Origin of the sequence: Streptomyces sp. NBC_00096 (assembly GCF_045041305.1) — a bacterium.
In the GTDB taxonomy this organism is placed as follows: Bacteria; Actinomycetota; Actinomycetes; order Streptomycetales; family Streptomycetaceae; genus Streptomyces.
Genome location: NZ_CP108221.1, coordinates 3,167,935 through 3,193,491, shown reverse-complemented (window position 1 = coordinate 3,193,491; position 25,557 = coordinate 3,167,935). Strand labels below are relative to the sequence as shown.

Here is a 25,557-nt window from a genome sequence, read left to right as displayed (position 1 = left end):
CAATTCTGGTGGACATGCCAGGGCCGGGCCACAGAGGGTGGTGGGCATGACCATTCAGCCGGTGCGGGCGTTCGAACCGCCGTATGTGATCAGCGTTTTCACCAGTGTCCGGACCGCCGAGGACGAGGGATACCCCGAGACCCTCGAGCGGATGAGCGAGCTCGTCGGTGCCAACCCGGGCTTCCTCGGCTACGAGTCCGCGCGCACCCCCGGTGGACTCGGCATCACCGTGGCCTACTTCCGCGACCACGAGTCCATGGCCCTGTGGCGCAAGGACATGGAGCACCAGGCGGCCATGAAGCGGGGCCGCACCGACTGGTACGAGAGCTACACGCTGCACGTCGCGACGGTCGATCGGAGCCACGGCTTTGTCCGCGACGACGGCTGAGGCCGTCCGCGCCTTCCGGGAACGGACCGGGGTGCCCGGGCTGGTCGACGTACACACCCACTTCATGCCCGAGCGGGTCCTGGACAAGGTGTGGGACTACTTCGACGCGTTCGGCCCGCTGACCGGCGTCGAGTGGCCCATCACCTACCGGCACGAGGAGGAGCAGCGGGTGGCGCTGCTGCGGGAATTCGGGGTCCGGGCCTTCACGTCCATGCTCTACCCGCACAAGCCAGACATGGCCGCCTGGCTCAACTCCTGGTCCGCGGAGTTCGCCGCCCGCACCCCCGACTGCCTGCACACCGCGACCTTCTTCCCGGAGGACGGAGTGACGCGGTACGTCCGCCAGGCCGTCGAATCGGGGGCCCGAGTCTTCAAGGCACACCTCCAGGTGGGTGGGTACGACCCCAACGACGACCGGCTCGACCCGGTCTGGGGGCTGCTCGCGGAGGCCGGGATCCCGACGGTCGTCCACTGCGGTTCGGGCCCCGTCCCGGGCAAGCACACCGGACCCGAGCCGATCGCCCGGCTGCTGGCCCGCCACCCCCGGCTGCCGCTGATCGTCGCGCACATGGGGATGCCCGAGTACGCCGACTTCCTCGACCTCGCCGACCGCCACAGCGAGGTCCACCTCGACACCACCATGGCCTTCACCGACTTCTCCGAGCGGCTCAGCGCCTTCCCTCCCGGGGACCGGGGCCGGCTCGCCGCCCTCGGGGACCGGATCCTGCTGGGCACCGATTTCCCGAACATCCCCTACCCATACGAGCACCAGCTCGAGGCCCTCGAACGGCTCGGCCTCGGTGACGCCTGGCTGCGCGCCGTCTGCCACGACAACGGAGCCCGGCTGTTCCACCTGGGCTGAGGGGAGGGACGCCTTCCGCGGGTGGGGTTTCTCAGGCAATTCACAGGTTCAGGCAAGATCGCTCTCACGGGCGGCGGCCAGCGTGTACGCATGACTGCGACGACCACCTCCCACGCGTCCACGTCCACCAGCAACCCCACGGCTCTCGTCCGTCCCGACGGCGGCCCGTGCCGGGTCCTCGTCGTGGACGACGAGGCCGCCCTCTCCGAGCTGCTCTCCATGGCCCTGCGCTACGAAGGCTGCGAGGTCCGCAGCGCGGGCGACGGGGCGGGCGCGGTCCGCGCGGCACGGGAGTTCCGGCCGGACGTGGTCCTGCTCGACATCATGCTGCCCGACATGGACGGGCTGGCCGTCCTCGGCCGCCTGCGCCGGGAGCTCCCGCAGGTCCCGGTGCTGTTCCTGACCGCGAAGGACTCGGTCGAGGACCGCATCGCGGGGCTGACGGCGGGCGGCGACGACTACGTCACCAAGCCCTTCAGCCTGGAGGAGGTCGTGGCCCGGCTGCGCGGCCTGGTCCGGCGCTCCGGTGCGGCGCAGGCCGCGCGCGGCGGCTCGGTGCTGGAGGTCGGCGACCTGCGGCTCGACGAGGACAGCCACGAGGTGGTCCGGGGCGGGCAGGAGGTCCACCTCACCGCGACCGAGTTCGAGCTGCTGCGCTACCTGATGCGCAACCCGCGCCGGGTTCTGAGCAAGGCCCAGATCCTGGACCGCGTGTGGTCCTACGACTTCGGCGGCCAGGCCAACGTCGTCGAGCTGTACATCTCCTACCTGCGGCGGAAGCTGGAGGGCGGTACCGGTCTCCCGCCGATGATCCACACCCGTCGGGGCGCCGGCTACCTGATCAAGCCGGCCGACTAGTGGTGCTCGGCTCGTCCCGGTCGCTCCGGTCGCTCCGGTCGTCCCAGCCCGCCCGATCGTCCGGGCCGACCCAGCGGTCCCGCCATGCCGTACGGCGTGCGGACGAGGCCGCTGATCCGGGTGTACGAGGGCCCGCGGCCTCCCGGCGTCCCCGCCGGCCCGGCCGCCCCGGGCGCCCGGCCGGTCCCCGGCGCCCCCGCCGGATCCGTCGGCCCTGGTCGCTGCGGACCCGGCTCGTCGTCTCGGCGGTGGCCCTCATCGCCGTCGTGGGCGCGGCCATCAGCACCGTCACCACCCTCGCGCTGCGCTCGTACCTCGTCGACAAGGTCGACGAACAGCTGCGGGTCGTCGTCGAGATGGCGAGCCGTCCGGGCGCGGGCAAGCCCGGCCGGGAGAACTACCTCGGCGTCGTCCTGTCTCCCGGCTCCCCGCTGGGGTCCGCCGGGGTCCGCCTCGACGCCTCGGGGAAGGTCCTCGACAGCGTCCGCAGCGAACGCAGCGCCGCCGTCGGCGGGTCCGGCCCCGGAGGCCACACGCCCCTCACCGAGGACCAGGCCGCCGCCCTCGCCGGGGCCGCCCGCAAGGCCGCCGACGGCCGTCCCGGCAGTCCGGTCGAGCTGTACCTGCCCCGTCTCGGGAGCTACCGGGTGCTGACCGCGCCCGACGGGAGCATCGTCCTCGGCTTCCCGCTCACCGAGGTCGACTCCACGGTGCACACCCTCATCGCGGTGGAGGTCTTCGTGACCCTCGCCGGACTGATCGCGGCCTCCCTCGCCGGACAGGCCCTGGTCGGCGTGGCCCTGCGCCCGCTGAGCCGGGTCGCCGCCACCGCCACCCGCGTCTCCGAACTGCCGCTGCACAGCGGCGAACCCGACCTCCACGAGCGGGTCCCCGACGCCGAGGCCGATCCGCGTACCGAGGTCGGGCAGGTCGGCGCCGCCATCAACCGGATGCTGGGGCACGTCTCCTCCGCCCTGACCGCACGCCAGCAGAGCGAGACCCGGGTCCGGCAGTTCGTCGCCGACGCGAGCCATGAGCTGCGCACCCCGCTGGCCTCGATCCGCGGCTACGCCGAACTGACCCGCCGGGGCCGGGAGGAGCCGGGCCCCGACACCCGGCACGCGCTGGGCCGGATCGAATCCGAAGCCACCCGGATGACGGGTCTGGTGGAGGACCTGCTGCTGCTGGCCCGGCTCGACGCGGGCCGCCCGCTGTCCAGCTGCGACACCGACCTGGCCCCGCTGGTCGTGGACGCCGTCAGTGACGCCAGGGCCGCCGGCCACGACCACCACTGGCGCCTGGAACTCCCCGACGAGCCCGCGCCCGTCCACGCCGACCCGGCCCGGATCCAGCAGGTGCTGGTCAACCTGCTGGCCAACGCCCGCACCCACACCCCGCCCGGCACCACCGTCACGGCGCGTGTTTCACGTGAAACATCCGCCATCCGGCTCCGGATCGAGGACGACGGCCCGGGCATCCCGCCCGAGCTGCTGCCCCACGTCTTCGAGCGCTTCGCCCGAGGCGACGCCTCCCGCTCCCGGTCCGCCGGCTCCACGGGCCTCGGCCTGGCCATCGTCCAGGCCGTGGTCTCGGCCCACGGCGGCCGCGTCGGCGTGAGCAGCACCCCCGGCCACACCTCCTTCGAGGTCCTGCTCCCCCTCGCCGACACGGCAGCCGACACCGCAGCCGACACGGCAGGCGACACTGCCACGGCCACCGCAGCCGCCACCGCAGCCGCCACCGCGCAGCCCGACTCACAGACGGGCCACAGGGTCACCACACAGCGGTGACAGCCCGGCCCGGGAGAGTCGGTGCATGCCAACCGACACCTCTCCCGGAGCGCTCCCGGTACGGGCGCCCCTCGCGCCCGTACCGGGTGAACCCGTCCTCGACGTGGTGATTCCGGTCTTCAACGAGGAGACGGACCTCGGCCCCTGCGTGCGCAGGCTGCACGAGCACCTCACCCGGACCTTCCCGTACCCCTTCCGCATCACCATCGCCGACAACGCGAGCACCGACCGCACACCCGAGGTCGCGGCCGCCCTCGCCGGATCCATCGACGGGGTGCGCAGCACCCGGCTGGAGCAGAAGGGCCGCGGCCGGGCCCTGCGCACCGTCTGGGGCGACTCGGACGCGCCCGTCCTCGCGTACATGGACGTGGACCTCTCCACCGACCTCAACGCCCTGCTGCCGCTGGTCGCCCCGCTGATCTCCGGTCATTCCGACCTCGCCATCGGCACCCGCCTCGCCCGCTCCTCGCGGGTGGTCCGGGGAGCGAAGCGGGAGTTCATCTCCCGCGCCTACAACCTGCTCCTGCGCTCCTCGCTGTCCGCCCGTTTCAGCGACGCCCAGTGCGGTTTCAAGGCCATCCGCCGCGAGGTCGCGACCCGGCTGCTGCCGCTCGTGGAGGACTCCGGCTGGTTCTTCGACACCGAACTGCTGGTCCTCGCCGAGCGGGCCGGCCTGCGGATCCACGAGGTGCCGGTGGACTGGGTCGACGACCCCGACTCCACGGTCCACATCGCCCGCACCGCCGCCGAGGACATCAAGGGGGTCTGGCGGGTGGGCCGGGCGCTGGCCGTCGGCGCGCTTCCGCTGGACCGGCTCGCCCGCCCCTTCGGGGACGACCCGCGCGATCGCACCGTCCTGCCCGGGGTGCCGCAGGGCCTGGCCCGCCAGCTGCTGGGCTTCTGCGTGGTCGGGGTCCTGTCCACCCTCCTCTACCTGCTCCTCTACTCCGCCGCCCGGAGCTCCGCCGGACCCCAGCTCGCCAATGCCGCCGCGCTGCTGTTCTCCGCCGTCGCCAACACCGCCGCCAACCGCCGGCTCACCTTCGGCGTCCGGGGCCCGGTCCGCGCGGTGCGCCACCAGGCGCAGGGGCTCGTGGTGTTCGCCATCGGTCTGGCCCTGACCAGCGGATCGCTCGCCGCCCTCGGGGCCGCGAACGCCCGGCCGGGGCACAGCACCGAACTGGCCGTCCTGGTCACCGCCAACCTCGCCGCCACCGTGCTGCGGTTCCTGCTCTTCCGCGCCTGGGTCTTCCCCGAACGGCGCACCACTCCCGCGAAGGACGATCCCCGATGACCACGGCAGCACTACCGCTCCATCCGCCCGTCCCGTCCTCTCCGCACCCCGCGGTGGCCGGGGCGCAGACCGTGCGGCCGCGCTGGGAACGCCCGGCCTTCGCCGTCCTGCTGCTCGCCACCGCCGCCCTGCTGCTGTGGGACCTGGGCGCCTCCGGCTACGCCAACTCCTTCTACTCCGCGGCCGTCCAGGCGGGCAGCGAGAGCTGGAAGGCCTTCTTCTTCGGCTCCTCCGACGCCGGGAACTCCATCACCGTCGACAAGCCCCCTGCGGCCCTGTGGCCGATGATGCTGTCCGTCCGGCTCTTCGGGCTGGGTGCCTGGCAGATCCTCGTGCCCCAGGCGCTCATGGGCGTCGCCACCGCCGCGGTCCTCTACGCCTCCGTACGCCGCCACTTCGGTCCGGTGGCCGCCCTGATCAGCGGGGCCGTCTTCGCGCTCACTCCCGTCGCCGCGCTGATGTTCCGCTTCAACAACCCCGACGCGCTGCTGACCCTGCTGATGACCGCGACCGTGTACTGCGTGCTGCGGGCCCTCGAAGGGGCGCGCACCAAGTGGCTCGTCTGGGCCGGTGTCGCGGTCGGCTTCGCCTTCCTGACCAAGACCCTGCAGGCGTTCGTCATCCTGCCGCCGCTGGCCCTGCTGTACGCGGTCTGCGCGCCGACCGGGCTGCGCAGGCGTCTGGGGCAGCTGCTGCTCTCGGCGCTGGCCATGGTGGCGTCCGCCGGCTGGTGGGTGGCGATCGTCGAGCTGTGGCCCGCCGCCTCCCGCCCGTACATCGGGGGCTCGCAGACCAACTCCTTCCTGGAACTGACCCTCGGCTACAACGGCCTCGGCCGGATCAACGGCGAGGAGACCGGCAGCGTGGGCGGAGGCGGCCGCGCGGCCGTCGAAGGCATGGGCGGCGCCGGTGGCGGCGGTGGCGGCGGCGGGATGAGCTGGGGGGAGACCGGCATCGACCGGCTCTTCGCGTCCAACATCGGCGGTCAGATCGCCTGGCTGCTGCCGGCCGCCCTGATCCTGCTCGTCGCGGGCCTGGTGGTGACCTGGCGGGCCCCCCGGGCCACCGACGCGCTGGAGAGCACGGCCCGTGCGGCGTTCCTCGCCTGGGGCGGGTCGCTGCTGATCACCGGTCTGGTCTTCAGCTACATGCAGGGCATCTTCCACGAGTACTACACCGTCGCCCTGGCGCCCTATGTCGCCGCCCTCGTCGGCATGGGCATTGCCGTCCTCTGGGAGGAGCGCGGCAGCCGGGCCGCGTCCCTCACCCTGGCCGGGACCCTCGCTCTCACGTCGTACTGGGCCTTCGTGCTGCTCGGCCGCGCTGCGGAGTACGTGCCGTGGTTGCGCTGGCTGGTGCTCGCCGTCGGACTCGGCACGGCGCTGCTGCTGCCGTTCGCCGCGCGGCTGGGCCGCCGCGCCGCACTCGGTGTGGCGGCAGCCGGCCTGATGGCGGCCCTGGCCGGGCCGCTCGCGTACTCCCTGACCACGGTCACCACCGCCCACTCGGGTTCGATCATCACGGCGGGTCCCGCGGTCGCGGGCGGCCGGGGCGGCCCCGGCGGCGGGATGCGCGGCTTCGAGATGCCCGGCGGGGGCGGGATGCCGGGTGGCGGCGGCGCACCGCAGGGCATGCCCCAGGGCGCAGGCGCCCCGGGCGGCCAGGCCCCGGGCGGCCAGGCCCCGGGCGGTCAGGGCGGCCAAGGCGGCCAAGGCGGCCAAGGCGGCCAGCGCGCCGACGGCGGCCGGACCGGGCGCCCCGGCGGCATGGGCGGTGGCATGGGCGGCGGCATGGGCGGTCTGCTCGGCGGCACGAAGACCAGCGCCGAAGCCACGGCCGCCCTGCGCGCCGACGCGGACCGGTACACATGGGCGGCGGCGGCCATCGGCTCGCAGAACGCGGCCAGTTACCAGCTGGCTTCGCAGCAGCCGGTGATGCCGATCGGGGGCTTCAACGGCAGCGACCCGTCACCCACGCTGGAGCAGTTCAAGGCGTACGTGAAGGCCGGGAAGATCCACTACTTCATCGGCCAGAGCAGCGCGGGCACCGGCGGCGCGGACGGGGAGACCGGTACCGCGGCCCGGGGCGGTGGCGGCCCCGGAGGCGGCACGAGCAGCGCGATCGAGAGCTGGGTCAAGGCCACGTTCACGGAGTCCACGATCGGCGGAGCCACCTTCTACGACCTCACGGCGCCGACGTCCCAGGCGTCCGTGACGTCCTGAAACCCACCGAAACCCCGAGCCCACCCCCTAGCATCAAGGGGGCGGACCGGGCATAACGGGCTGGTCCTGCTCTCGTGAGGAGGATGCCTCCATGGCCAGCTCGGCCGATCCCGGCAAGGACCGGACCAGCGTCTGGCTGGCCGCACGGCCCGCCGCACCCGCCAGGCGGCGCAGCGAGGCTCCCTCCGGCCTCGACCGGGACCGGATCACGGTGGCGGCGGTGCGGCTGCTGGACGCCGAGGGACTGGCGCGGTTCTCCATGCGCAGGCTGGCCGCCGGGCTCGGGGTCACCGCGATGTCCCTGTACTGGTACGTGGACACCAAGCACGATCTGCTCGAACTCGCCCTGGACAGTGTCCTGGGCGAGTTGGAAGAGCCGGCCGGGCCGCCCCCGGAGGGCTGGCCCGGCCGGCTCCGGTCGTTGGCCCGCGGCTACCGCCGGCTGATCGTGGAGCACCCATGGGTGGCCCCGCTGACCGCCGCGTATCCCAACATCGGCCCGCACGCGCGGGCCTTCGACGCGGCCCTGCACCGGCTGCTGGACACCACCGGCCTGACGGACGCCGCCCGGACCGGAGCCCATCTCGCCGTCTCGCAGTTCCTGCACGGCTGTGGCGGCTCGGTCCGGCGGCCGCCCGACGGGGAGTTCTGCCTCGCGCTCGACGTCCTGATCGCCGGGATCGAGGCCCACGCCGCTCCCGCCGGGCGCACCGCGCCCGCAGCCCCGTAGGACCGGAGACCGGACCGTCCGCTACTCCGCCGGAGCGGCGGCCGGAGCCGGAGCCGCGGCGGGAGCGGCGGCCGGGGCCGTCGAGGAGGCTGCCGGGTCATGTGCGGCCGGCTTCGACCTCAGGGCGACCTCCTTGATGAACACCACCAGCACCAGGGCGAGCAGCGCGGTGGGGGCGGCGTAGAGGAAGACGTCGCCGACGCCGTGCCCGTACGCCGACTCGATGACCGCGCGGAACGGCGCGGGCAACTTGTCGAGGTCGGGGATCCCGCCTCCGCCGGTGCCGCCGTGGCCCATGGCCGCGGCCTTCGGGCCGAGGGCGGCCAGTCCGTCCTGGACGTAGTGGGTCACACGGTTGGCCATGACCGCGCCGAGGGCGGAGACGCCCATCGCGCCGCCGAGGGAGCGGAAGAAGGTGACGACGGAGCTGGCGGCGCCCAGGTCCTCGGGGGCCACCTGGTTCTGGGCGGCGAGGACGAGGTTCTGCATCATCATGCCGAGACCCAGGCCGGTCAGCGCCATGAAGATCGCGATGTGCCAGTACGCGGTGTCGTAGCGCAGGGTGCCCAGCAGGCCGAGGCCGGAGGTCAGGAGCACGCCGCCGGAGACGAGCCAGGCCTTCCACTTGCCGGTCTTGGTGATCACCTGACCGGAAACCGTGGAGGAGACGAAGAGTCCGCCGATCATCGGAATCGTGAGGATTCCGGACATCGTGGGGGACTCGCCACGGGCCAACTGGAAGAACTGGCTGAAAAAGACCGTGCCCGAGAACATCGCGATGCCGACGAAGAGCGAGGCGCCCGAGGCCAGGCTGATGGTCTTGTTGCGGAAGAGGCGCAGCGGGATGATCGGGTCGCTCGCCCTCGACTCGACGAGGACGAAGAGCAGGCCGAGGGCGAGTGCCCCGCCGGTCATCGCCCAGGTCTGCCAGGAGATCCACTCGTAGGAGCTGCCGGCCTGGGTCACCCAGATCAGCAGGAGCGAGACGGCGCCGCTGATCAGGAAGGCGCCGAGCCAGTCGACCTTGACGTCGCGGCGGACGACGGGCAGGTGCAGGGTGCGCTGGAGCACGATCAGGGCGATGACGGCGAACGGGACGCCGACGTAGAAGCACCAGCGCCAGCCGAGCCAGCTGGTGTCGGTGATGACCCCACCGAGCAGCGGGCCGCCGACGGTGGCTACGGCGAAGACGGCGCCGAGGTAGCCGCTGTAACGGCCGCGCTCGCGCGGGGAGATCATCGCGGCCATCACGATCTGCGCGAGGGCGGAGAGGCCGCCGACGCCGATGCCCTGGACCACGCGGCAGGCGATGAGCATCCCGGTGTTCTGGGACATGCCCGCGACCATCGAACCGAGGACGTAGATCACCAGGGATATCTGGACCAGCAGCTTCTTGCTGAAGAGGTCGGACAGCTTGCCCCACAGCGGGGTCGCCGCCGTCATCGAGAGCAGGGCCGCCGTCACCACCCAGGTGTACGAGGACTGCGTGCCGCCGAGGTCGCTGATGATCTGGGGCAGGGCGTTGGAGACGATCGTGGAGGACAGGATCGCCACGAACATGCCGAGCATCAGCCCGGAGAGCGCCTTCATGATCTGTGCGTGGGTCATGGGCGCGCTGGCGGACCCGGTCTCCGACCGGCCGTCTCCCCGCACACCGGTGGGTGTGGTCGTAGCCATGTGTTTCCTTCTGTTGCTAGAAGCTCGATCGGAGTCGGGCCAGCAGGGTGTTGAGGTGGTCGATGTCCGCGTCGGACCAGTCGGCGAGGGCCTTCTCCAGCGCGCCGCTGTGGCGGGCGCCGAGCTCGGTGAGGAGCGTGCGGCCCGCCGGGGTCAGGCGCAGGATCCGGCAGCGGGCGTCGCCGGGGTCGGTGTCGCGGGTGATCCAGCCGCGGTCGGCGGTGTGCGCGACGTGCCGGCTGGTCACGGAGATGTCGACGGCCATGAGCTCGGAGAGACGGCTGAGCCGCATCTCTCCGTGGCGGTCGAGCACCGTGAGGACGGCGGCCGAGCCGGGCGGGCAGTCGGGGGGCAGGATGCGTGCGAGGTCGCGTTTGACGGCGCCGATGCCGGTGAGCTGGCGGGCCAGCTCCGCGTAGCGCGCGGTGGGCGCGGTGGGCGCGGGCGGTGCGGTCACCGGTGGCCTCCCCTCGAATGTCGTTGCTTCGGGCAACCATAGAAGCAGATGGTTGTTACAGGCAAATGAATCGGGGGGTGGGGCGGTAAAGGAATGGGAAAACCCGCTAGGGTCCTGCGCATGGCTGCGAATCACGACTCGAACCACAACTCACCGGCCCCCGAGGGTGACTACGATCCCGCGGGCAGCACCCAGATGTTCCGGGCGTTCGTCGACGAGCCGGTACCGGCTCCCGCCGTCCCGGGCTCCCGGATGCAGAACCGCGCCGCGCGCAAGTCCGGACCGGGCGCGGGCCTGTGGGTCGGCGTCGGCCTCGCCGCGGTCGTCCTGATCGCCGTGGTGGCCTGGCTCGCGCTCTGACGCGCGTCAGCTCCAGGTGGCCGTGACCTTCCTGGTCTCCACGCGCATGCCCAGGGGGACACGCCAGGAATCGACGCAGACCCGGTAGGTCTGCGTCTTCGTCGTGCTGCCCGCGATCGGGGCCGGCAGCGGCTGGGCCGAGGTGATGGTGGCCCAGTCGACGCCGAGGGCCCCGATGATGTGCGTCGCGAAGCTGACCGTGCCCGAACGGGCCGGGGTGCCCCCGGTGTTGGTGAACGCCACCGTGACCAGCTCGCACCAGCGCTCCGCCGCGGCGGTACGGGTGGGCGCGCCGATGCTCAGCTTCGCCGCCGTGGCCGGAGACGGCGCGGGCAGGGTGGTGCCCGGCTTCGCGGGCGGGCTCGCCGGGGTCCCGGAGCCCGTGCCCGGGCCGGTGGGGGGCGTCGCACCGGGTGCGGTGCCCGGTCCGCTGCCGGAGCCCTGGGGCGGGGTGGCACCGGCTCCGCCCGGGGCGGAGCCGCCGGGGGGCTGGGATCCCGGGGCGCCGGGCGGCGTACCGGTCGAGGGGCCTGCGGACCCGGCGGACACCGGGGACTCCGCGGACGCGGAGGAGCCGCCCGCGGCCTGCGGGAGCGGCTGGAACTCGACTCCGCCCTTCGGCGCGACGTTGTCGCCGGCGCCCCGCTCCGGGCCCGGGGCGGCCGCGCCCAGGGCCACGTAACCCTCGCGCGCCGGGCCGCCGCAGCCGGTCAGGGCGGCGGCGGCAGCCGTGGCGCACAGGGCGAGGAGGGCGGCTGACTGGGATGCCTTTCGCATCCCGGCAGTTTTCCTGACGCACCGTCAATTGGGAAGCCGGTGCGGAGGATTGCCGCAGGGCTCCGCGCCGGGCGGGCGCGGAGGCTACTCGCCGATCAGGCCGACCCGGAGCTGTGCGAGCGTGCGGGTGAGCAGCCGGGAGACGTGCATCTGGGAGATGCCGACCTCCTCGCCGATCTGCGACTGCGTCATGTTCGCGAAGAACCGCAGCATGATGATCTGCCGTTCCCGGGGAGGGAGTTTGGCCAGCAGCGGCTTGAGCGACTCGCGGTACTCGACGCCCTCCAGCGCGGTGTCCTCGTACCCGAGCCGGTCCGCGAGGGAGCCCTCGCCGCCCTCGTCCTCGGGGGAGGGCGAGTCGAGCGAGGAGGCGGTGTACGCGTTGCCCACGGCGAGGCCGTCGACGACGTCCTCCTCCGAGACGCCGAGCACGGCGGCGAGCTCCGGCACGGTCGGGGAGCGGTCGAGCTTCTGGGCGAGCTCGTCGCTGGCCTTGGTGAGGGCCAGACGAAGCTCCTGGAGCCGGCGCGGGACGCGCACGGACCAGGAGGTGTCCCGGAAGAACCGTTTGATCTCACCGACGACCGTCGGCATCGCGAAGGTCGGGAACTCCACGCCGCGTTCGCAGTCGAAGCGGTCGATGGCCTTGATCAGACCGATCGTGCCGACCTGGACGATGTCCTCCATCGGCTCGTTGCGGCTGCGGAAGCGGGCCGCGGCGTAGCGCACGAGGGGGAGGTTCAGCTCGATCAGGGTGTCGCGTACGTACGTCCGCTCGGGACTGTCCGCGTCGAGGCCGGCGAGCCGGTGGAAGAGGGAGCGGGAGAGGGTGCGGGTGTCGATCCGGGTGTCGATGGCTTCCGAGCGGTGGGACACTGCCGGCACCTCACGCTGCTTGACGAGCGTGAGCACCTGTGAGCTGCCCTGGTCTACGGACATGCCACCCCCTTGAGGTCGCGGACGGTCGCGCTTCATCTGCGCGCCCGTCGGAGGAACGCAGCCTCCACCTGAATACCGGAGGCGGGGCTGCGGCAAACGCGGTTCCAGCAGAATGTCACATGTCGGCAACACGCTGTAGCGCCATGTCGACATGTATCTCCAGCGACAGAACACGATAGGCCTGCTCTAGGGCGGAAAACTGCCGTTCTGTCAGGAAACGCGGAGATTGATCTCCACTCGATCCGGCTAAGCCTCGATCCTGTTTGCGGATCTCAGCCGGGCGAAGCTGCGTGCCAGGAGCCGGGAGACGTGCATCTGGGAGACGCCGAGCTCGGCGCTGATCTGCGACTGGGTCAGATTGTTGTAGTACCGCAGGAGGAGGATCCGCTGTTCGCGCTCGGGCAGTTGTACGAGGAGGTGGCGGACCAGGTCGCGGTGCTCGACCCCGGCCAGCTCGGGGTCCTCGTAGCCGAGGCGGTCGAGCAGCCCGGGGAGTCCGTCGCCCTCCTGGGCGGCCTCCAGGGAGGTCGCGTGGTAGCTGCGGCCGGCCTCGATGCAGGAGAGGACCTCGTCCTCGCCGATGCGCAGCCGTTCGGCGATCTCGGGGGTGGTCGGGGTGCGGCCGTGGAGGGTGGTGAGGTCCTCGGTGGCGGCGTTGACCTGGACCCAGAGCTCGTGGAGGCGGCGCGGTACGTGGACGGTGCGGACGTTGTCGCGGAAGTACCGCTTGATCTCGCCCACCACCGTCGGCATCGCGAAGGTCGGGAACTGCACCCCGCGCTCGGGGTCGAACCGGTCGATCGCGTTGATCAGCCCGATCGTGCCGACCTGGATCACGTCCTCCATCGGCTCGTTGCGGCTGCGGAAGCGGGCGGCCGCGTACCGGACGAGCGGGATGTTGGCCTCGATGAGGGCGCTGCGGACCCGGGTGTGCTCGCTGGTGCCCGGCTGGAGGTCCTTCAGCTGCCCGAACAGGACCTGGGTGAGGGCCCGGGTGTCGGCCCCCCGGCTCGGCGGTCTCGGGGGGGCCGGGAGCTCTTCCGGGGCCTCCTGCTGGGGCGGTACGTGGGACTCCGGCTGCGGGGTCTGCTGCGGTGGGTGCTGCGGTGGGTGCTGCGGTGGGTGCTGAGGGGTCTGCTGGGAGGCCGGCTGTGCGGCCTGCTGCGGGGTCTGGAGGAGGGCTTGCTGCGGGTCCCGGAGCGGGTCTCGGTGCAGGTCTCGGTGCGGGTCCCGGTGGGGGTCCCGCGGGTGCTCCTGCTGCGGGTCCTGCTGGGGTGGTACCTCAGGCGCAGTACTGGCCGGCACGGTCACGCCACCCCTTCACGTCACGTCATCAACTATCCGTCAAAAGCGGTCATAGCATCACAAGACATGTGCACTGTGTGCAAGCACCGTATATCGCCGTGTTGAGGGCAAGTTGGGCATATCGGGGCATTATGCCCCGTGTGCGGGAACGCAAAAGGCCCCCCACCCGTCGGAGTGGGGGGCCGGGAAGTCCGGAAACCGCTTCAGCGTACGGGTTCAGCGCACCAGTTCGGTCATGAACTCACCGATCGCCGTTGCGGCATCCGAGATCCCTTGGAAGCCTATTTGCACCATATCGGCGGCTTTTTTGGGCTGAGTGATGATGACGAAGAGGACGAAGACGACGAGGGCGCCCGAGATCAGCTTCTTGGTTTCCACGTGCGCTGTCGGCCTCCCCAACCGGTCCTGCAAGGTCGGGTGAGTCTAGCCGGTCGTGTTCGAACACTCACCTTTCCTTTAAGGACCAATGACCCGGTGGTCCAGGCCCTTTGCCGGTGTGGTGGCGGCCCGGGAAGGCGCAGGATTGAACACGAGCCCACCGGTTCTGGCAGGAAATCGGTGAGCGAGGGACAGGACCTCACTGCGGGGTCCGAGCCGCAAGCTTCCCCCCTGACTGCGGCTTGGACTGGCAGGTTCCGTCCTCATCGGGGGAAGTGGCTTGTCCCCCCGATGCCACTTCCCCCGTCCCAACCGTCGAAGGTCCCGACTCCGGTCGGGGCCTTCTTCGCGTTTTCCGCCGGACGGTGCCCGGGCCGGTGCCCGCTCCTGGCTACTCCAGGCCGCCGGCCAGGTCGGCGATCGGCTGGACCGGGGCGATCACGGGCGCCAGCTGGTTCGGCAGCTCCATCAGCTGGTTGAGCTGGTTCAGCCCGCCGCTGACCTGCCCGCCGATCTCCTGCACCGAGGACGGAGTGGCCCCCTGCGGCATGCCCGGGGCCGCCGACGGCAGGTCCGGGAGGGTGAGCGGGGAGATCGGGGCGGCGGAGGCGGCGGGTGCCGCGAGGCCCGCGGCGGCCCCCGCGAGGGCGAAGGCGGCGAGGATGCGCTGGGTCTTGGTCATGCCGTGACAACGGCCGAAAGGGCGGGCGGTCACGCGGGTGTCCCCCGGAAGCCGGAAGACGGATGCCGGAAACCGGAGTCCCGGTCCAGAGTCCCGGACCGGACCCGAAGGCCGGACCGAAAACGACGAGAGCCCCGACCCTTGCGGGGCGGGGCTCTCGATCAGAGCGGTAGCGGTGGGATTTGAACCCACGGATAGCTTGCACCATCACACGCTTTCGAGGCGTGCTCCTTCGGCCGCTCGGACACGCTACCGAGAGAGAGCTTAGCCCAAGGTGACCCGTGCTCTGAAATCCATGCCCACGGACGGGGAGGGCGGGGCTCGGGCCGGGTCGTCAGAGCTCGCGGAAGAAGTCCGTCAGCTGCCGGGCGCACTCCCCCGCGAGCACGCCCCGGATCACTTCGGGCCGGTGGTTGAGCCTGCGGTCCCGTACGAGGTCCCACAGCGATCCGGCCGCGCCGGCCTTCTCGTCGGACGCCCCGTAGACGACCCGGGCCACCCGTGACTGCACGAGCGCGCCCGCGCACATGACGCACGGCTCCAGTGTCACCACGAGGGTGCACCCCGGAAGCCGCCATTCCCCGAGCGCGGCGGCCGCCCGGCGCAGCGCCAGTACCTCGGCGTGCGCCGTGGGGTCGCCGGTGGCCTCGCGCTCGTTGTGCCCGGTGGCGAGGATCGCCCCGTCCGGGCCGAGCACGACGGCGCCGACCGGCACGTCGCCGGCCGGCACCGCCCGGGCGGCCTCCTGGAGCGCCAGGCGCATGGAGTCCCGCCACGGGTCCCGTACGGGATCGGGTGCGTACGAGGTGTCGTGCGTGGTGTCGTGCGTCGGATCGTGCGAGGTGTGGTGCGTGGTGTGGTGGTGCGCGGGGACCACTAGCGGACGGCCTCCAGCACCTCGGTGGCGCCGAGCGAGTCGGCGATCTCCGAGAGCGCGTCCCCGTCCAGGGTCATCAGTTGTTTGTGGCTCACCCCGAGGTCGTCGAGCAGCCGGGGGTCGCCGAGCGGGCCGGAGGGGGCCGGTTCGGCACCGGCGCGGACACCTTCGTCCGTGTCTTCGTCCTCCTCGGTGTCTTCGTCGTCCGAGTAAGAGGCGATGGCCTCGTCCTCGCCGTCCTCGGTGCCGTCGAGGTCCAGCTCGTCGAGTTCGTCGTCCTCCTCGTCCTTGCCGAGCAGCTCGTCGGTCAGCATCGAGCCGTACGAGCTGCGAGAGGCGGCGGAGGCGTTGGACACGTAGTAGCGCGGGTCCTCCTCGCCGTCCACGCGGACGACCCCGAACCAGGTGTCCTCCTGTTCGATGAGGGCTACCACCGTGTCGTCGTCGACAGCGGCGGAGCGGGCGAGATCGATCAGATCACTCAGAGACTCGACGTCGTCGAGTTCCATGTCGCTCGCTTCCCACCCGTCTTCGGTGCGCGCGAGCAGTGCGGCGAAATACACCGTGACTCTCCCACTGGTCATAGGCGTGCCGGTTGGAGTTCCCCCCGGCCGGAGGTGGGCGGGGCCCGGAACGGCCGTCGTGCTCGCCGTTTCTCACCCCTCCCAATCGGCATCGTGGCAGAAACGGAGCCGATGCGAGAGGTCTTCCGCGCCGTGGCGCTGGCCGCGCGTGTTGTACGGGGGCTCGTGCCGGGGGCTGCGCGGGGGCGAGGCGGGGCCTTCGGACGGCTCATCGCGGGGTCCCGGGACGGCTCACCAGCGGAAGGTGCGCATGCGCATCTGCTGGCGCATCCGGGCGGCGCGGGCACGTCTGGGCTGGACACGGTCGCGCAGTTCCCGGGCCTCGTTCAGGTCGCGGAGGAACTGCGCGCGGCGTGCTCTTCGCTGCGCGGTCGTCTCCAGTGGTTCGTGGTCGTCATCGGGCATGGGTCACCGCCCCTGGCTGGTCCGGTACGGTCCGTCCCCCCGAAACCCACCTTCCCTCGGACCGGCCGTTTGATGCCAGCCTCCGACACGACTCTGTGTGAATTCAGTCAGATTCCGACATACATCGAGAATCCTTACAATCCTCATAATCCGCACTGCCGCGACTGTGACTGCGACTGCGACCGCGACTACGACTACGACTACGACTCCAGCAGGGTCGGGACGACCGCCACCGGGCCGTGCGCGTGCTGCAGCACGGCGTTCGCGACCGAGCCGATCATCAGGGACCGGATGTGCCGGCGCGGGTGGTGGCGGCCGACCACGACCAGGGCCGCCGAGTTCGAGGTGTCGACCAGACGGCCGGCCGCGTCCCCGGGCACCGCGGCCTGCTCGACGGGCACCCCGGGGTACCTGGCGCGGAACGGTGCGAGCCGCTCCGTCTGGGAGCGCAGCATCTCCCGCTCGGCCGGCACCGCGTCCTCGTCCTCCCCCACCAGCGCCTCCGGCGGGATCACCGCGAACGGGCTGTCGATCACCAGCGTCGGCACCGGCGGCACGCTGTACGCCGAGACCACCTGGAGGGTCGTCGCCCGTGCGAGGGCCTCGGTGAACGCGAACTCCAGCACGTTGTCGGGCGTCTCCGCGGCGTGCAGTCCGAGCACCACCCGGCCCGCCGAGGGCTGGGAGGCCGCCTCCACGCCGCGCGCCTCGTGCGCGACCACGACCACCGGGCACGCCGCGCTGGTGGCCACGGCACGGCTGTTCGACCCGAGCAGCAGCGCGGCGAAGCCGCCGCGGCCCCGGGATCCCATCACCAGCATCCGGGCCCCCTCGCCGGCCTCCCGCAGCGCCTCCGGGACCGAGCCCTCCATGGACTCGTAGCGGACTTCGGAGGGCAGCGGGCCCGCGGTGGCCAGCAGGGCCCGTATGCGGTCGCTGACGGGGTCCTCGAAGTGCTCCGGCTCGGTGCCGTCCTGCAAGGACGAACGGCGTGCAGCGTACAGCTGGGCACTGTCGGACAGCACGTGGGCGACGACGAGCCCCGTGCCGTGGCGCACCGCTGCGGCCCTTGCCCACTCCAGGGCCTTGAGGCTGTGTTCGGATCCGTCGACGGCAGCGATCACCATTGCGTTGGTCATCACCCCAGCGTGCTGGGGGTCCGGGCGGGTCGCATCTCCTGGGCTTTCCGGGCCCGGCCGCCGCTTCGGGAGCGAAGGGGTGGGCACAGCGCGTAGCCTTTTGGGTGTGGGTCGCGTGTTTGCGACCATTTTCGCAGGTAGCGGCGTCGCCGACCGTAGGCGGAGCCCGGCAGCTGAGTCAGCTGAGTCTTGGAGGATGTTGTGCGTTTGCAGGTCGTGGATCACCCCTTGGTGGCGCACAAACTCACCACGCTGCGCGACAAGCGCACCGACTCCCCCACCTTCCGGCGCCTCGCCGACGAGCTGGTGACCCTGCTCGCCTACGAGGCCACCCGGGACGTGCGCACCGAGCAGGCCGACATCGTCACCCCGGTCGGCCCGACCACCGGTGTGAAGCTCTCCTACCCGCGCCCGCTGGTCGTGCCGATCCTGCGCGCCGGTCTCGGCATGCTCGACGGCATGGTGCGGCTGCTCCCGACCGCCGAGGTGGGCTTCCTCGGCATGGTCCGCAACGAGGAGACCCTGGAGGCCTCCACGTACGCCACGCGCATGCCGGAGGACCTCTCGGGCCGCCAGGTCTACGTGGTGGACCCGATGCTCGCCACCGGCGGCACGCTCGTGGCGGCGATCAAGGAGCTCATCAAGCGCGGCGCGGACGACGTGACCGCCGTGGTGCTGCTGGCCGCGCCCGAGGGCGTCGAGGTCATGGAGCGCGAGCTGGCGGGCACGCCGGTGACGGTGGTGACGGCCGCGGTGGACGAGCGGCTCAACGAGCACGGCTACATCGTGCCGGGGCTGGGCGACGCGGGCGACCGCATGTACGGCTCGGCCGAGTAACCGAGCACCCGGTAGCGAAGAACCGAGTACCGAGTACCGAGTACCGAGTAGCCCCTTACGGGTTCAGCACTTGGAAGCGGGCGCGGGCTGGGGGTTGGCCAGGACGGCCAGCGCCTTGTCCGCGTCGGCCTGCGGAGTGAGCTCCTTGAAGGCGTCGCCCAGGATCAGGTCGATGTCCGCGGTCGTCCGGGTGTCGGTCTGCTGGGTGGCGCCGGCCAGGCTGGTGCCCAGTACGGAGAAGGCGGCCTTGTCCGTCTGCGGCGAGCCGACCAGTATCCCGGCACCCGGGACCTTCTTGTCGAAGTCGGCGGGGGCGTTGCCGACCTTGCCGACGGTGTACCCGCGCTTCTTGAGCTCGTCGCCGACCGCCTTGGCGAGGCCAGAGCGCGGGGTCGCGTTGTAGACGTTGACCGTGATCTCACCGGGCGGCGGGAGCGCGGCCTGCGTCGCCGCGGAGGGTGCCGCGGCACTGCCCGCCTTGGGGGCGGGAGTGGGGCAGTCCTTGGCCGCTGCGGCGGATTTGGGTTTGTCCCCGTCGTCGTCGAAGACGTCGATGAGCTGGAGCGCCCCGTAACCGACCAGGGCGAGTCCGAGGATCGCTCCGAGCACGAGAAGGACGATCCGGCGGCGGCGTCGCGGTCGGGACATGCGGGGGAAAGCCGCTCCCGTCACGCGGTACTTTCCGCCCATGCCAGGGGGAGTGAGCATGCTCATGTGCGCAGCGTAATGCCGTCCGTCGCGGATGCCCACTGAATCATCTGTTGATAGGGCAAGGGTGACCCGAAAGGCGCAACCGGGACGCAACCGGCACCCCGAACCGACCGCTCAGGGCTCGTGCGGACCCCGCGGCAGTGCCGTGCCGGGCGGATCAGCCCAGTTCGAGGACGCGCGCGTGCAGGACCTGGCGCTGCTGGAGCGCGGCGCGGACGGCGCGGTGCAGACCGTCCTCCAGGTAGAGGTCGCCCTGCCACTTCACGACGTGGGCGAAGAGGTCGCCGTAGAAGGTCGAGTCCTCGGCGAGCAGCGTTTCGAGGTCGAGCTGGCCCTTGGTCGTCACAAGCTGGTCGAGTCGAACCGGGCGCGGGGCGACATCCGCCCACTGCCGGGTGGTTTCCCTGCCGTGGTCGGGGTACGGCCGCCTGTTTCCGATGCGCTTGAAGATCACACGGAAAGCCTACCGGGCCGGTGCCTGCGGGCGCAGCCTTGCGATGACGGTGCAAAGGTGGCGAATAGCGCTATTTCGGGAGTGATAAATGAGCGAGAGTACCGACCCCGCGTCCCCGGCCGGCCAGATCGCCGCCGGGTACGCCTTCACCGGACCCGCGCTCGACCTGGGGGCCCTGCTCTGGGACGGGACCTGCCTGCCGGACCGCCAGATCCGCATCCCGCTGTCGATGCTCAACCGGCACGGACTGGTCGCCGGAGCCACCGGCACCGGCAAGACCAAGACGCTGCAGCTCATCGCCGAGCAGCTGTCGGCCAACGGCGTCCCGGTCTTCCTCGCGGACATCAAGGGCGACGTCTCGGGCATCTCCGCACCCGGCACCCCGAACGAGAAGATCGCGGAACGGGCCAAGGACGTGGCCCAGGAATGGGAGGCCACCGGATTTCCCAGCGAGTTCTATTCGCTGGGCGGCATCGGACCCGGGATCCCGCTCCGGTCCACCGTGACGAGTTTCGGTCCCGTCCTGATGTCCAAGGTGCTCCAGCTGAACCAGACGCAGGAGCAGTCCCTGGGGCTGATCTTCCACTACGCCGATACCAAGGGTCTGGAACTGATCGACCTCAAGGACCTGCGGGCCGTCGTCGCGTTCCTCGTCTCCGACAAGGGGAAGCCCGAGCTCAAGGGCATCGGCGGACTGTCCACGGTGACCGCCGGCGTGATCCTGCGGGCGCTCACCGCCTTCGAACAGCAGGGCGCCGCCGAATTCTTCGGCGAGCCCGAATTCGACACCAGCGAATTCCTCCGGACCGCGGCGGACGGGCGCGGACTGGTGTCCGTACTGGAGCTCCCGGCGGTGCAGGACAAACCGCAGCTCTTCTCCACCTTCCTGATGTGGCTGCTGGCGGACCTGTACGGCGATCTGCCGGAAGTCGGCGATCTGGAGAAGCCCAAACTGGTCTTCTTCTTCGACGAGGCGCACCTGCTGTTCAACGGGGCCTCGAAGGCCTTCCTCGAAGCCATCACGCAGACGGTCCGGCTGATCCGCTCCAAGGGCATCGGCGTCTTCTTCGTCACCCAGACCCCCAAGGACGTACCGGCCGACGTGCTGGCGCAGCTGGGCAACCGGGTGCAGCACGCGCTGCGCGCCTTCACCCCGGACGACGCGAAGGCGCTGAAGGCGACGGTGAAGACCTTCCCGAACTCCGCGTACGACCTGGAGGAGCTGCTGACCCAGCTGGGCACGGGTGAGGCGGTGATCACGGTGCTCAGCGAGAACGGTGCGCCGACGCCGGTGGCGGCGACCCGGCTGCGGGCTCCGCAGTCGCTGATGGGACCGGTCGACGCGGCCGAGCTCGACCGGGCGGTGAAGTCCTCGCTGCTCTACTCGCGGTACGCGGAGCCGATCGACCGCGAGTCGGCGTACGAGAAGATCAGCGCCGAGCAGGCGGCGGCGGAGGCCGAAGCGGAGGCGGCGGCGGCCGCGGCGGAGGCCGAGAAGCAGGCGAAGGCCGCGGCGAAGGCGGCGCCGAAGCCGGATCCCTCGCTGGCGGAGCAGGTGGTGGGCAGCGGACTCTTCCGCTCCCTGGCCAGGTCGATCGGTACGCAGCTGGGCCGCGAGATCTCCCGGTCCATCTTCGGCACGGCCCGGCGGCGCCGCTGAGGGAGCGCGGGGCCGAAGGAGCGCGGGACCCAGGGAGCAGGGCTGAGGGAGTGCAGGGCTGAGGGAGCGCGGGGCCGAGGGAGCGCGAAACCGTACCGGCCGGGCCCGATCGGCTGCGAGACTCGGGGTATGCGGACCGAACTCACCGATACCACTTCCAGCAAGGTCAACCGGGCCCTGCTCGACGCGCGACGGGCCGTCGGCAGCCCCACCATGGGGCTGGTGCTCAATCTCCTCGTCGCCACGGACGAGGAGAACGCGTACGACGCCGTCCGCGCGGCCTCCGAGGCCTCGCGGGAGCACCCCTGCCGGATCATCGCGGTGATACGGCGCACAGCGCGCGGCTCGCACCGGCTGCGGCCCAACCGGCTCGACGCCGAGCTGCGCGTCGGCTCCGACGCCGGGTCCGGGGAGATCGTGCTGCTGCGGCTGCACGGGACCCTGAACGAGCACGCGGGCTCCGTGGTGCTCCCGCTGCTGGTGCCGGACGCGCCCGTGGTGGCCTGGTGGCCCGCCGACGCCCCGGACGCGCCCGGCCGGGACCCGGTGGGCGCCCTCGCGCAGCGCCGGATCACGGATGCCGAGGCGGCCGCGGATCCGGTCGGCGCTCTGGACGTGCGGTCCGGCGCCTACGAGCCCGGTGACACCGACCTCGCCTGGACCCGGCTCACCCCGTGGCGCTCCCTCCTGGCCGCCGCCCTGGACCAGAAGCCGCTCCCGGTGACGGGCGCGGCCGTGGAGAGCGAGCCCGGCAACGCGAGCGCCGAGCTGCTGGCCCGCTGGCTGGAGGACCGCCTCGGCGTACCGGTGGCGCGGGTGGCCACCGCGGGCCCGGTCATCACCCGGGTCCGGCTGACGACCACCGGCGGGGAGATCCGCGTGGACCGCCCGGACGGGGTGCTGGCCACCCTGCTCCTGCCGGGCAGCCCCGACCGCAAGGTGGCCCTGAAGATCCGCAGCAGCGCCGAGCTCATCGCGGAGGAACTGCGCAGGCTCGACGCCGACGAGATCTACGCTTCGGCGCTGCGCTTCAGGCGGCCGGCCCAGGCGTCGCTCTCCGCGTAGTGGTTGTCGTAGACCGGCTGGCTGTCGATGATGTCCTGCACCGTGGCCTCGCCGGCCCGGACCCGGCCGAGGAGCCGGTAGTAGTCGAAGCGGCCCATGCCCGGGGTGAAGCCGACGAAGACCTCGGCGGTGCTGTCGGCCGCGGGGGCGAAGGCGTGCTTCACGCCGGGCGGGACGGCGAGGAAGTCGCCCTTGACGAGGGTGTGTATCTCCTCACCGACCAGGACGTCGAGCCGGCCTTCGGTGACGTGGAAGAACTCGGTCGCCTTGGTGTGGAAGTGCACCGGGGCCCCGGCCGCGCCGACCTCGAAGCTCGCCGTGTTGCAGGTGAGCTCGGCGGTGTCGGTGAGCAGCGTGATGAAGCTGCCGGGGCCGTCGGAGATGGTCTCGGCGCTGTCGCCGCGAGTCAGGTTCTCGGTCATGATCACGAGCTTAGGGGGAGGGTCTGACATCGCGCGGGGCACACGCCCGAGCGGTCAATTCCGTTTAGCGGAAGCCTCTTTGGGGGATCTTCGCGGGCGCCATCGCGCAGCCTTAGGTCGCCTTCGCGGCCTTCGCGGCGGCCTTCGCCTCCTGCTTGTGCGCGCGCACCTTCGCCAGCGACTCCGGCCCGGTGATGTCGGCGGCCGACCGGTAGACGTTCGCCGCCCCGTACCCGCCCGCCGCCTCCCGCCAGCCGCGCGGGCGCACTCCGAACCGCTTGCCCAGCAGCGCCAGGAAGATCTGGGCCTTCTGCTCCCCGAAGCCGGGCAGCGCCCGCAGCCGCTCCAGCAGCTCGGCGCCGGTCCCCACGTCGGTCCACACCGCCGCCGCGTCCCCTTCGTAGTGCTCCACCAGGTACGCGCACAGCTGCTGCACCCGCTTCGCCATCGATCCGGGGTAGCGGTGCACGGCCGGCTTTTCGGAGAGCAGCGCGGCGAAGGCCTCCGGGTCGTACGCGGCGATCAGGTGCGCGTCGAGGTCGTCGGAACCGAGCCGCCGGGCGATCGTGTAGGGCCCCGAGAAGGCCCACTCCATGGGTACCTGCTGGTCCAGCAGCATCCCGACCAGTGCGGCGAGCGGGCTGCGGCCGAGCAGCTCGTCGGCCTCCGGCTGCTGGGCGAGGCGGATGGTGACCGCGCCGCCTGCGGCCCCGCCGCCCGCGACCCTGCCGCCCGTGACCCCGCCGCCCGTGTCCGTGTCATCCGTGTCCATGGGATCCAGGGTCCCGCGTGGCGGCGCTCCCCGCGCGGTTGTCAGACCCCGCGCCTAGCGTGGGAACGACAGATACGGCGACACGGGAGTCGATCGATCATGGCTGAGTTCTCCGAAGGCACACCCTGCTGGGTGGACGCGATGTTCTCCGACCTGGAGGGCGCGAAGACCTTCTACGCCGATGTGCTGGGGTGGACCTTCGGCGAGTCCAACAGCGAGCACGGCAACTACACCCAGGCCTACCACGACGGCAAGGCCGTCGCGGCCGTCGTCCCGCCGATGCCGGGGCAGGAGGGCCATTCGCAGTGGTGCCTCTACCTCGCCTCACCCGACGCGAAGGCCACCGCGGAGAAGATCAAGTCGGCCGGAGGCGAGCTGCTGATGGAGCCGATGCAGGTCGGCGACTTCGGCACGATGGCCATCGCGAAGGAGCCGAGCGGCGCGGTCTTCGGCGTCTGGCAGCCGGGCAAGCACAAGGGCTTCGAGAAGCACGGCAAGCCGGGTGCGTTCGCGTGGGCCGAGTTCTTCTCGCGCGACGTGGCCAAGGCGGACGCGTTCCTTCCGCAGGTCTTCCCGTACGGCGCCCAGCAGATGGACCTCGGAGACTCCCCGGAGGCGGAGGGGATGGACTTCAAGGTCTTCAGCGTGGGCGGGGCGGAGAACCCGGTGCTGGGCCGGATGAACATGGGCGACGACTTCCCGCCGGAGATCCCCTCGTACGTCCAGGTCTACTTCGCCGTCCAGGACTGCGACGAGGCGGTGCGGAAGACCAAGGCCCACGGCGGCAAGCTCCACTTCGGCCCGATGGACAGCCCCTTCGGCCGGTTCGCCGCGGTGGCCGATCCGCAGGGCGCGGCCTTCGCCGTGATCGACCCGGCGAAGACGGTCGGCGAGATGCCGAAGTTCGCCTGAGGCCCGCCTGACGGGAGCCCGGCCGGGGGTCCGGCCGGGCGGCGGGCGGGGTTCCGGCCGGCCCTTGCGGAACCCCGCCCGCCGTTACGGCGAGGCCGAGCGCCAAGGCGGCCACGACCGGGGCCATGTAGACCACCGGGAAGGGGACGTGCGCGTAAGCGCGGGCCCGGATCACGGTGACCGCGGCGCCGGTGTAGTAGAGGACCAGGCCGATGCCGGCGGCGATGCCGATGACCGGGACGAAGAGACCCACGAGCAGGCCCAGCGCCCCGGCGGCCTTCGCCGCGCCGAGCGGGGTCCACCAGGCCCCGGGTACCCCGTACTGCTCCATGGCCGCCACGACGAACGGGGCGCGGGCCAGGAGCGAGTAGCCCGAGAACCCCGACATGGCGGCGGCGAGGACGGTGACGACGGTGGCGGCGATGTTCATGAGTGGCTCCTCGGGGGCGGTGCGGGCGGTGTTTTCGTTCCTCACCCCCATGACCCGCGCCACCGCGCGAGTGTGACCGGAACCCCGGGATTTCTTTTTCCGGTGTACCGGACGGCCGTCCTACAGGCCCAGGTTCGGCGGCGAGAGCGCGCCGAACCACACGTGGGTGACCGCGCTGACGTAGCGCGCCCCGCACCGGTCGTTCGGGACCACCAGTTGCGCGCCCGTTCCGTCGAGGTCCTCCCCGTCGAGGCGGGTCGCCAGCAGGACCGGGCTCCCGCCGAAGTCGGCGTCCAACTCGGCCCAGGACAGCACCGAATGGTGGCCGTCCCCGCCGCTGACCGCGAGCAGGAAGCGCGAACGGTCCTTGCGGCGGCGGGCGTCGAAGGCCGGACCGGCGTCCGCGACGACCTCGCGGAGCAGCGGGCCCTCGAACACGTGGTGCTGCGGACCGTTCGTCGCGCAGTCGAACGTGACCGCGGCCCGGTGCTGTGCCCAGTCCCGCAGGTCCGCGACGCTGAGCGTCGCCGGGTGGTCCAGGTCTCCGTGCAGCATGAGTTTGGCCATGGC

28 protein-coding genes, 1 tRNA gene and 1 pseudogene are annotated in these 25,557 nt (G+C 71.7%); 12 read left to right on the top strand and 18 right to left on the bottom strand.

Annotated elements, in window-relative coordinates:
• Positions 1-46 precede the first annotated feature (46 nt).
• The 7 genes from OG904_RS13900 to OG904_RS13870 all read left to right on the top strand — a co-directional run bounded on the left by OG904_RS13900 (position 47) and on the right by OG904_RS13870 (position 8,144).
• On the top strand, positions 47-388 hold the full coding sequence (locus OG904_RS13900; RefSeq protein ID WP_405490745.1) for an antibiotic biosynthesis monooxygenase family protein: 342 nt from the start codon (positions 47-49) through the stop codon (positions 386-388).
• Positions 354-1,250 (top strand): amidohydrolase family protein, encoded by an 897-nt coding sequence (locus OG904_RS13895; protein WP_405498001.1) that lies wholly within the window; start codon positions 354-356, stop codon positions 1,248-1,250. Before OG904_RS13900 ends, OG904_RS13895 begins: the two co-directional genes overlap by 35 nt.
• A 90-nt stretch (positions 1,251-1,340) precedes the next feature.
• Positions 1,341-2,108: a response regulator transcription factor gene (locus OG904_RS13890; protein ID WP_405490743.1), complete on the top strand. Its 768-nt coding sequence runs from the start codon at positions 1,341-1,343 to the stop codon at positions 2,106-2,108.
• A 203-nt stretch (positions 2,109-2,311) separates the two neighbouring features.
• Complete coding sequence (locus tag OG904_RS13885; RefSeq protein ID WP_405497999.1) at positions 2,312-3,898, top strand: sensor histidine kinase; 1,587 nt, start codon at positions 2,312-2,314, stop codon at positions 3,896-3,898.
• A 25-nt stretch (positions 3,899-3,923) separates the two neighbouring features.
• The gene (locus tag OG904_RS13880) at positions 3,924-5,192 is read left to right on the top strand and encodes a glycosyltransferase (protein WP_405490741.1); all 1,269 of its coding nucleotides are present in this window, start codon (positions 3,924-3,926) and stop codon (positions 5,190-5,192) included.
• Positions 5,189-7,414 (top strand): ArnT family glycosyltransferase, encoded by a 2,226-nt coding sequence (locus tag OG904_RS13875; protein WP_405490739.1) that lies wholly within the window; start codon positions 5,189-5,191, stop codon positions 7,412-7,414. The genes OG904_RS13880 and OG904_RS13875 overlap by 4 nt, the downstream gene beginning before the upstream one ends.
• Before the next feature lie 91 nt (positions 7,415-7,505).
• Positions 7,506-8,144, top strand: coding sequence for a TetR/AcrR family transcriptional regulator (locus OG904_RS13870; RefSeq protein WP_405490737.1), 639 nt, complete (start codon positions 7,506-7,508; stop codon positions 8,142-8,144).
• Between the two features lie 21 nt (positions 8,145-8,165).
• On the opposite strand, the gene OG904_RS13865 is transcribed toward OG904_RS13870, so the two are convergent.
• A complete protein-coding gene (locus OG904_RS13865) occupies positions 8,166-9,821 on the bottom strand; it encodes an MDR family MFS transporter (protein ID WP_405490735.1) in 1,656 nt (551 codons plus the stop codon).
• Positions 9,822-9,837: 16 nt separating this feature from the next.
• On the bottom strand, positions 9,838-10,278 hold the full coding sequence (locus OG904_RS13860) for a MarR family winged helix-turn-helix transcriptional regulator (RefSeq protein WP_405490733.1): 441 nt from the start codon (positions 10,276-10,278) through the stop codon (positions 9,838-9,840).
• A 120-nt stretch (positions 10,279-10,398) separates the two neighbouring features.
• Here OG904_RS13860 and OG904_RS13855 point away from each other — a divergent pair, with 120 nt between their 5' ends.
• Positions 10,399-10,638 carry a hypothetical protein gene (locus OG904_RS13855; RefSeq protein WP_405490731.1) on the top strand — a complete coding sequence of 80 codons (240 nt, stop codon included), beginning with the start codon at positions 10,399-10,401 and terminating at the stop codon, positions 10,636-10,638.
• A 6-nt stretch (positions 10,639-10,644) separates the two neighbouring features.
• Here the strand turns inward: OG904_RS13855 and OG904_RS13850 are convergent, their stop codons facing one another.
• The 10 genes from OG904_RS13850 to OG904_RS13805 all read right to left on the bottom strand — a co-directional run bounded on the left by OG904_RS13850 (position 10,645) and on the right by OG904_RS13805 (position 17,724).
• Positions 10,645-11,415: a hypothetical protein gene (locus OG904_RS13850; RefSeq protein WP_405490729.1), complete on the bottom strand. Its 771-nt coding sequence runs from the start codon at positions 11,413-11,415 to the stop codon at positions 10,645-10,647.
• Between the two features lie 84 nt (positions 11,416-11,499).
• On the bottom strand, positions 11,500-12,354 hold the full coding sequence (locus OG904_RS13845; protein WP_328299637.1) for an RNA polymerase sigma factor SigF: 855 nt from the start codon (positions 12,352-12,354) through the stop codon (positions 11,500-11,502).
• A gap of 246 nt (positions 12,355-12,600) precedes the next feature.
• Complete coding sequence (locus OG904_RS13840) at positions 12,601-13,659, bottom strand: RNA polymerase sigma factor SigF (protein ID WP_405490727.1); 1,059 nt, start codon at positions 13,657-13,659, stop codon at positions 12,601-12,603.
• A 216-nt stretch (positions 13,660-13,875) separates the two neighbouring features.
• On the bottom strand, positions 13,876-14,037 hold the full coding sequence (locus tag OG904_RS13835; RefSeq protein WP_214954785.1) for a hypothetical protein: 162 nt from the start codon (positions 14,035-14,037) through the stop codon (positions 13,876-13,878).
• 391 nt (positions 14,038-14,428) lie between these two features.
• Positions 14,429-14,719 (bottom strand): hypothetical protein, encoded by a 291-nt coding sequence (locus OG904_RS13830; RefSeq protein WP_405490725.1) that lies wholly within the window; start codon positions 14,717-14,719, stop codon positions 14,429-14,431.
• A gap of 167 nt (positions 14,720-14,886) precedes the next feature.
• Positions 14,887-14,973: transfer RNA gene (locus OG904_RS13825), tRNA-Ser, on the bottom strand.
• 80 nt (positions 14,974-15,053) lie between these two features.
• A complete protein-coding gene (gene tadA / locus OG904_RS13820) occupies positions 15,054-15,482 on the bottom strand; it encodes a tRNA adenosine(34) deaminase TadA (protein WP_405497997.1) in 429 nt (142 codons plus the stop codon).
• 113 nt (positions 15,483-15,595) lie between these two features.
• The gene (locus OG904_RS13815; RefSeq protein ID WP_405490723.1) at positions 15,596-16,159 is read right to left on the bottom strand and encodes a hypothetical protein; all 564 of its coding nucleotides are present in this window, start codon (positions 16,157-16,159) and stop codon (positions 15,596-15,598) included.
• 252 nt (positions 16,160-16,411) lie between these two features.
• Positions 16,412-16,585 carry a hypothetical protein gene (locus OG904_RS13810; protein ID WP_405490721.1) on the bottom strand — a complete coding sequence of 58 codons (174 nt, stop codon included), beginning with the start codon at positions 16,583-16,585 and terminating at the stop codon, positions 16,412-16,414.
• 200 nt (positions 16,586-16,785) lie between these two features.
• Entirely contained in the window at positions 16,786-17,724 is a 939-nt protein-coding gene (locus tag OG904_RS13805) for a universal stress protein (RefSeq protein WP_405490719.1), read from the bottom strand.
• A 201-nt stretch (positions 17,725-17,925) separates the two neighbouring features.
• Between OG904_RS13805 and upp the strand changes: the two genes are divergently transcribed.
• Positions 17,926-18,561 carry a uracil phosphoribosyltransferase gene (upp, locus tag OG904_RS13800; RefSeq protein ID WP_243341834.1) on the top strand — a complete coding sequence of 212 codons (636 nt, stop codon included), beginning with the start codon at positions 17,926-17,928 and terminating at the stop codon, positions 18,559-18,561.
• A gap of 63 nt (positions 18,562-18,624) precedes the next feature.
• Here the strand turns inward: upp and OG904_RS13795 are convergent, their stop codons facing one another.
• On the bottom strand, positions 18,625-19,251 hold the full coding sequence (locus OG904_RS13795; protein ID WP_405497995.1) for a LytR C-terminal domain-containing protein: 627 nt from the start codon (positions 19,249-19,251) through the stop codon (positions 18,625-18,627).
• Positions 19,252-19,429: 178 nt separating this feature from the next.
• Positions 19,430-19,726 carry a type II toxin-antitoxin system VapB family antitoxin gene (locus OG904_RS13790; protein WP_112446725.1) on the bottom strand — a complete coding sequence of 99 codons (297 nt, stop codon included), beginning with the start codon at positions 19,724-19,726 and terminating at the stop codon, positions 19,430-19,432.
• A gap of 88 nt (positions 19,727-19,814) precedes the next feature.
• On the opposite strand from OG904_RS13790, the gene OG904_RS13785 reads away from it, so the two are divergent.
• On the top strand, positions 19,815-21,386 hold the full coding sequence (locus OG904_RS13785) for a helicase HerA-like domain-containing protein (protein ID WP_405490717.1): 1,572 nt from the start codon (positions 19,815-19,817) through the stop codon (positions 21,384-21,386).
• Positions 21,387-21,515: 129 nt separating this feature from the next.
• Positions 21,516-22,451: a glucose-6-phosphate dehydrogenase assembly protein OpcA gene (opcA, locus tag OG904_RS13780; protein WP_405490715.1), complete on the top strand. Its 936-nt coding sequence runs from the start codon at positions 21,516-21,518 to the stop codon at positions 22,449-22,451.
• On the opposite strand, the gene OG904_RS13775 is transcribed toward opcA, so the two are convergent.
• Together OG904_RS13775 and OG904_RS13770 are read right to left on the bottom strand one after the other, a co-directional pair.
• Positions 22,397-22,873 carry a cupin domain-containing protein gene (locus OG904_RS13775; protein ID WP_405490713.1) on the bottom strand — a complete coding sequence of 159 codons (477 nt, stop codon included), beginning with the start codon at positions 22,871-22,873 and terminating at the stop codon, positions 22,397-22,399. The two genes, opcA and OG904_RS13775, sit on opposite strands and share 55 nt — an antisense overlap.
• Before the next feature lie 112 nt (positions 22,874-22,985).
• Positions 22,986-23,645 (bottom strand): HhH-GPD-type base excision DNA repair protein, encoded by a 660-nt coding sequence (locus tag OG904_RS13770; protein WP_405490711.1) that lies wholly within the window; start codon positions 23,643-23,645, stop codon positions 22,986-22,988.
• A 99-nt stretch (positions 23,646-23,744) separates the two neighbouring features.
• On the opposite strand from OG904_RS13770, the gene OG904_RS13765 reads away from it, so the two are divergent.
• Complete coding sequence (locus OG904_RS13765; RefSeq protein ID WP_405490709.1) at positions 23,745-24,557, top strand: VOC family protein; 813 nt, start codon at positions 23,745-23,747, stop codon at positions 24,555-24,557.
• A 97-nt stretch (positions 24,558-24,654) separates the two neighbouring features.
• Here the strand turns inward: OG904_RS13765 and OG904_RS13760 are convergent.
• Positions 24,655-24,987, bottom strand: a pseudogene (locus OG904_RS13760) (DoxX family protein); the annotation flags it as partial.
• 120 nt (positions 24,988-25,107) lie between these two features.
• Positions 25,108-25,554 (bottom strand): molybdopterin-dependent oxidoreductase, encoded by a 447-nt coding sequence (locus OG904_RS13755; RefSeq protein ID WP_405490707.1) that lies wholly within the window; start codon positions 25,552-25,554, stop codon positions 25,108-25,110.
• Between the last annotated feature and the right edge of the window lie 3 nt (positions 25,555-25,557).

What these genes read in the sequence shown, in the direction of transcription:
- OG904_RS13755 (WP_405490707.1), bottom strand. Translation starts at nt 25,554, where the DNA reads ATGGCCAAACTCATGCTGCACGGAGACCTGGACCACCCGGCGACGCTC.
- OG904_RS13810 (WP_405490721.1), bottom strand. Translation starts at nt 16,585, where the DNA reads ATGCCCGATGACGACCACGAACCACTGGAGACGACCGCGCAGCGAAGA.
- OG904_RS13785 (WP_405490717.1), top strand. Translation starts at nt 19,815, where the DNA reads ATGAGCGAGAGTACCGACCCCGCGTCCCCGGCCGGCCAGATCGCCGCC.
- OG904_RS13775 (WP_405490713.1), bottom strand. Translation starts at nt 22,873, where the DNA reads ATGACCGAGAACCTGACTCGCGGCGACAGCGCCGAGACCATCTCCGAC.
- OG904_RS13795 (WP_405497995.1), bottom strand. Translation starts at nt 19,251, where the DNA reads ATGGGCGGAAAGTACCGCGTGACGGGAGCGGCTTTCCCCCGCATGTCC.
- OG904_RS13875 (WP_405490739.1), top strand. Translation starts at nt 5,189, where the DNA reads ATGACCACGGCAGCACTACCGCTCCATCCGCCCGTCCCGTCCTCTCCG.
- OG904_RS13830 (WP_405490725.1), bottom strand. Translation starts at nt 14,719, where the DNA reads ATGACCAAGACCCAGCGCATCCTCGCCGCCTTCGCCCTCGCGGGGGCC.
- OG904_RS13850 (WP_405490729.1), bottom strand. Translation starts at nt 11,415, where the DNA reads ATGCGAAAGGCATCCCAGTCAGCCGCCCTCCTCGCCCTGTGCGCCACG.
- OG904_RS13900 (WP_405490745.1), top strand. Translation starts at nt 47, where the DNA reads ATGACCATTCAGCCGGTGCGGGCGTTCGAACCGCCGTATGTGATCAGC.
- opcA (WP_405490715.1), top strand. Translation starts at nt 21,516, where the DNA reads ATGCGGACCGAACTCACCGATACCACTTCCAGCAAGGTCAACCGGGCC.
- OG904_RS13845 (WP_328299637.1), bottom strand. Translation starts at nt 12,354, where the DNA reads ATGTCCGTAGACCAGGGCAGCTCACAGGTGCTCACGCTCGTCAAGCAG.
- OG904_RS13805 (WP_405490719.1), bottom strand. Translation starts at nt 17,724, where the DNA reads ATGACCAACGCAATGGTGATCGCTGCCGTCGACGGATCCGAACACAGC.
- OG904_RS13770 (WP_405490711.1), bottom strand. Translation starts at nt 23,645, where the DNA reads ATGGACACGGATGACACGGACACGGGCGGCGGGGTCACGGGCGGCAGG.
- OG904_RS13880 (WP_405490741.1), top strand. Translation starts at nt 3,924, where the DNA reads ATGCCAACCGACACCTCTCCCGGAGCGCTCCCGGTACGGGCGCCCCTC.
- tadA (WP_405497997.1), bottom strand. Translation starts at nt 15,482, where the DNA reads ATGCGCCTGGCGCTCCAGGAGGCCGCCCGGGCGGTGCCGGCCGGCGAC.
- OG904_RS13890 (WP_405490743.1), top strand. Translation starts at nt 1,341, where the DNA reads ATGACTGCGACGACCACCTCCCACGCGTCCACGTCCACCAGCAACCCC.
- OG904_RS13855 (WP_405490731.1), top strand. Translation starts at nt 10,399, where the DNA reads ATGGCTGCGAATCACGACTCGAACCACAACTCACCGGCCCCCGAGGGT.
- OG904_RS13765 (WP_405490709.1), top strand. Translation starts at nt 23,745, where the DNA reads ATGGCTGAGTTCTCCGAAGGCACACCCTGCTGGGTGGACGCGATGTTC.
- OG904_RS13870 (WP_405490737.1), top strand. Translation starts at nt 7,506, where the DNA reads ATGGCCAGCTCGGCCGATCCCGGCAAGGACCGGACCAGCGTCTGGCTG.
- OG904_RS13865 (WP_405490735.1), bottom strand. Translation starts at nt 9,821, where the DNA reads ATGGCTACGACCACACCCACCGGTGTGCGGGGAGACGGCCGGTCGGAG.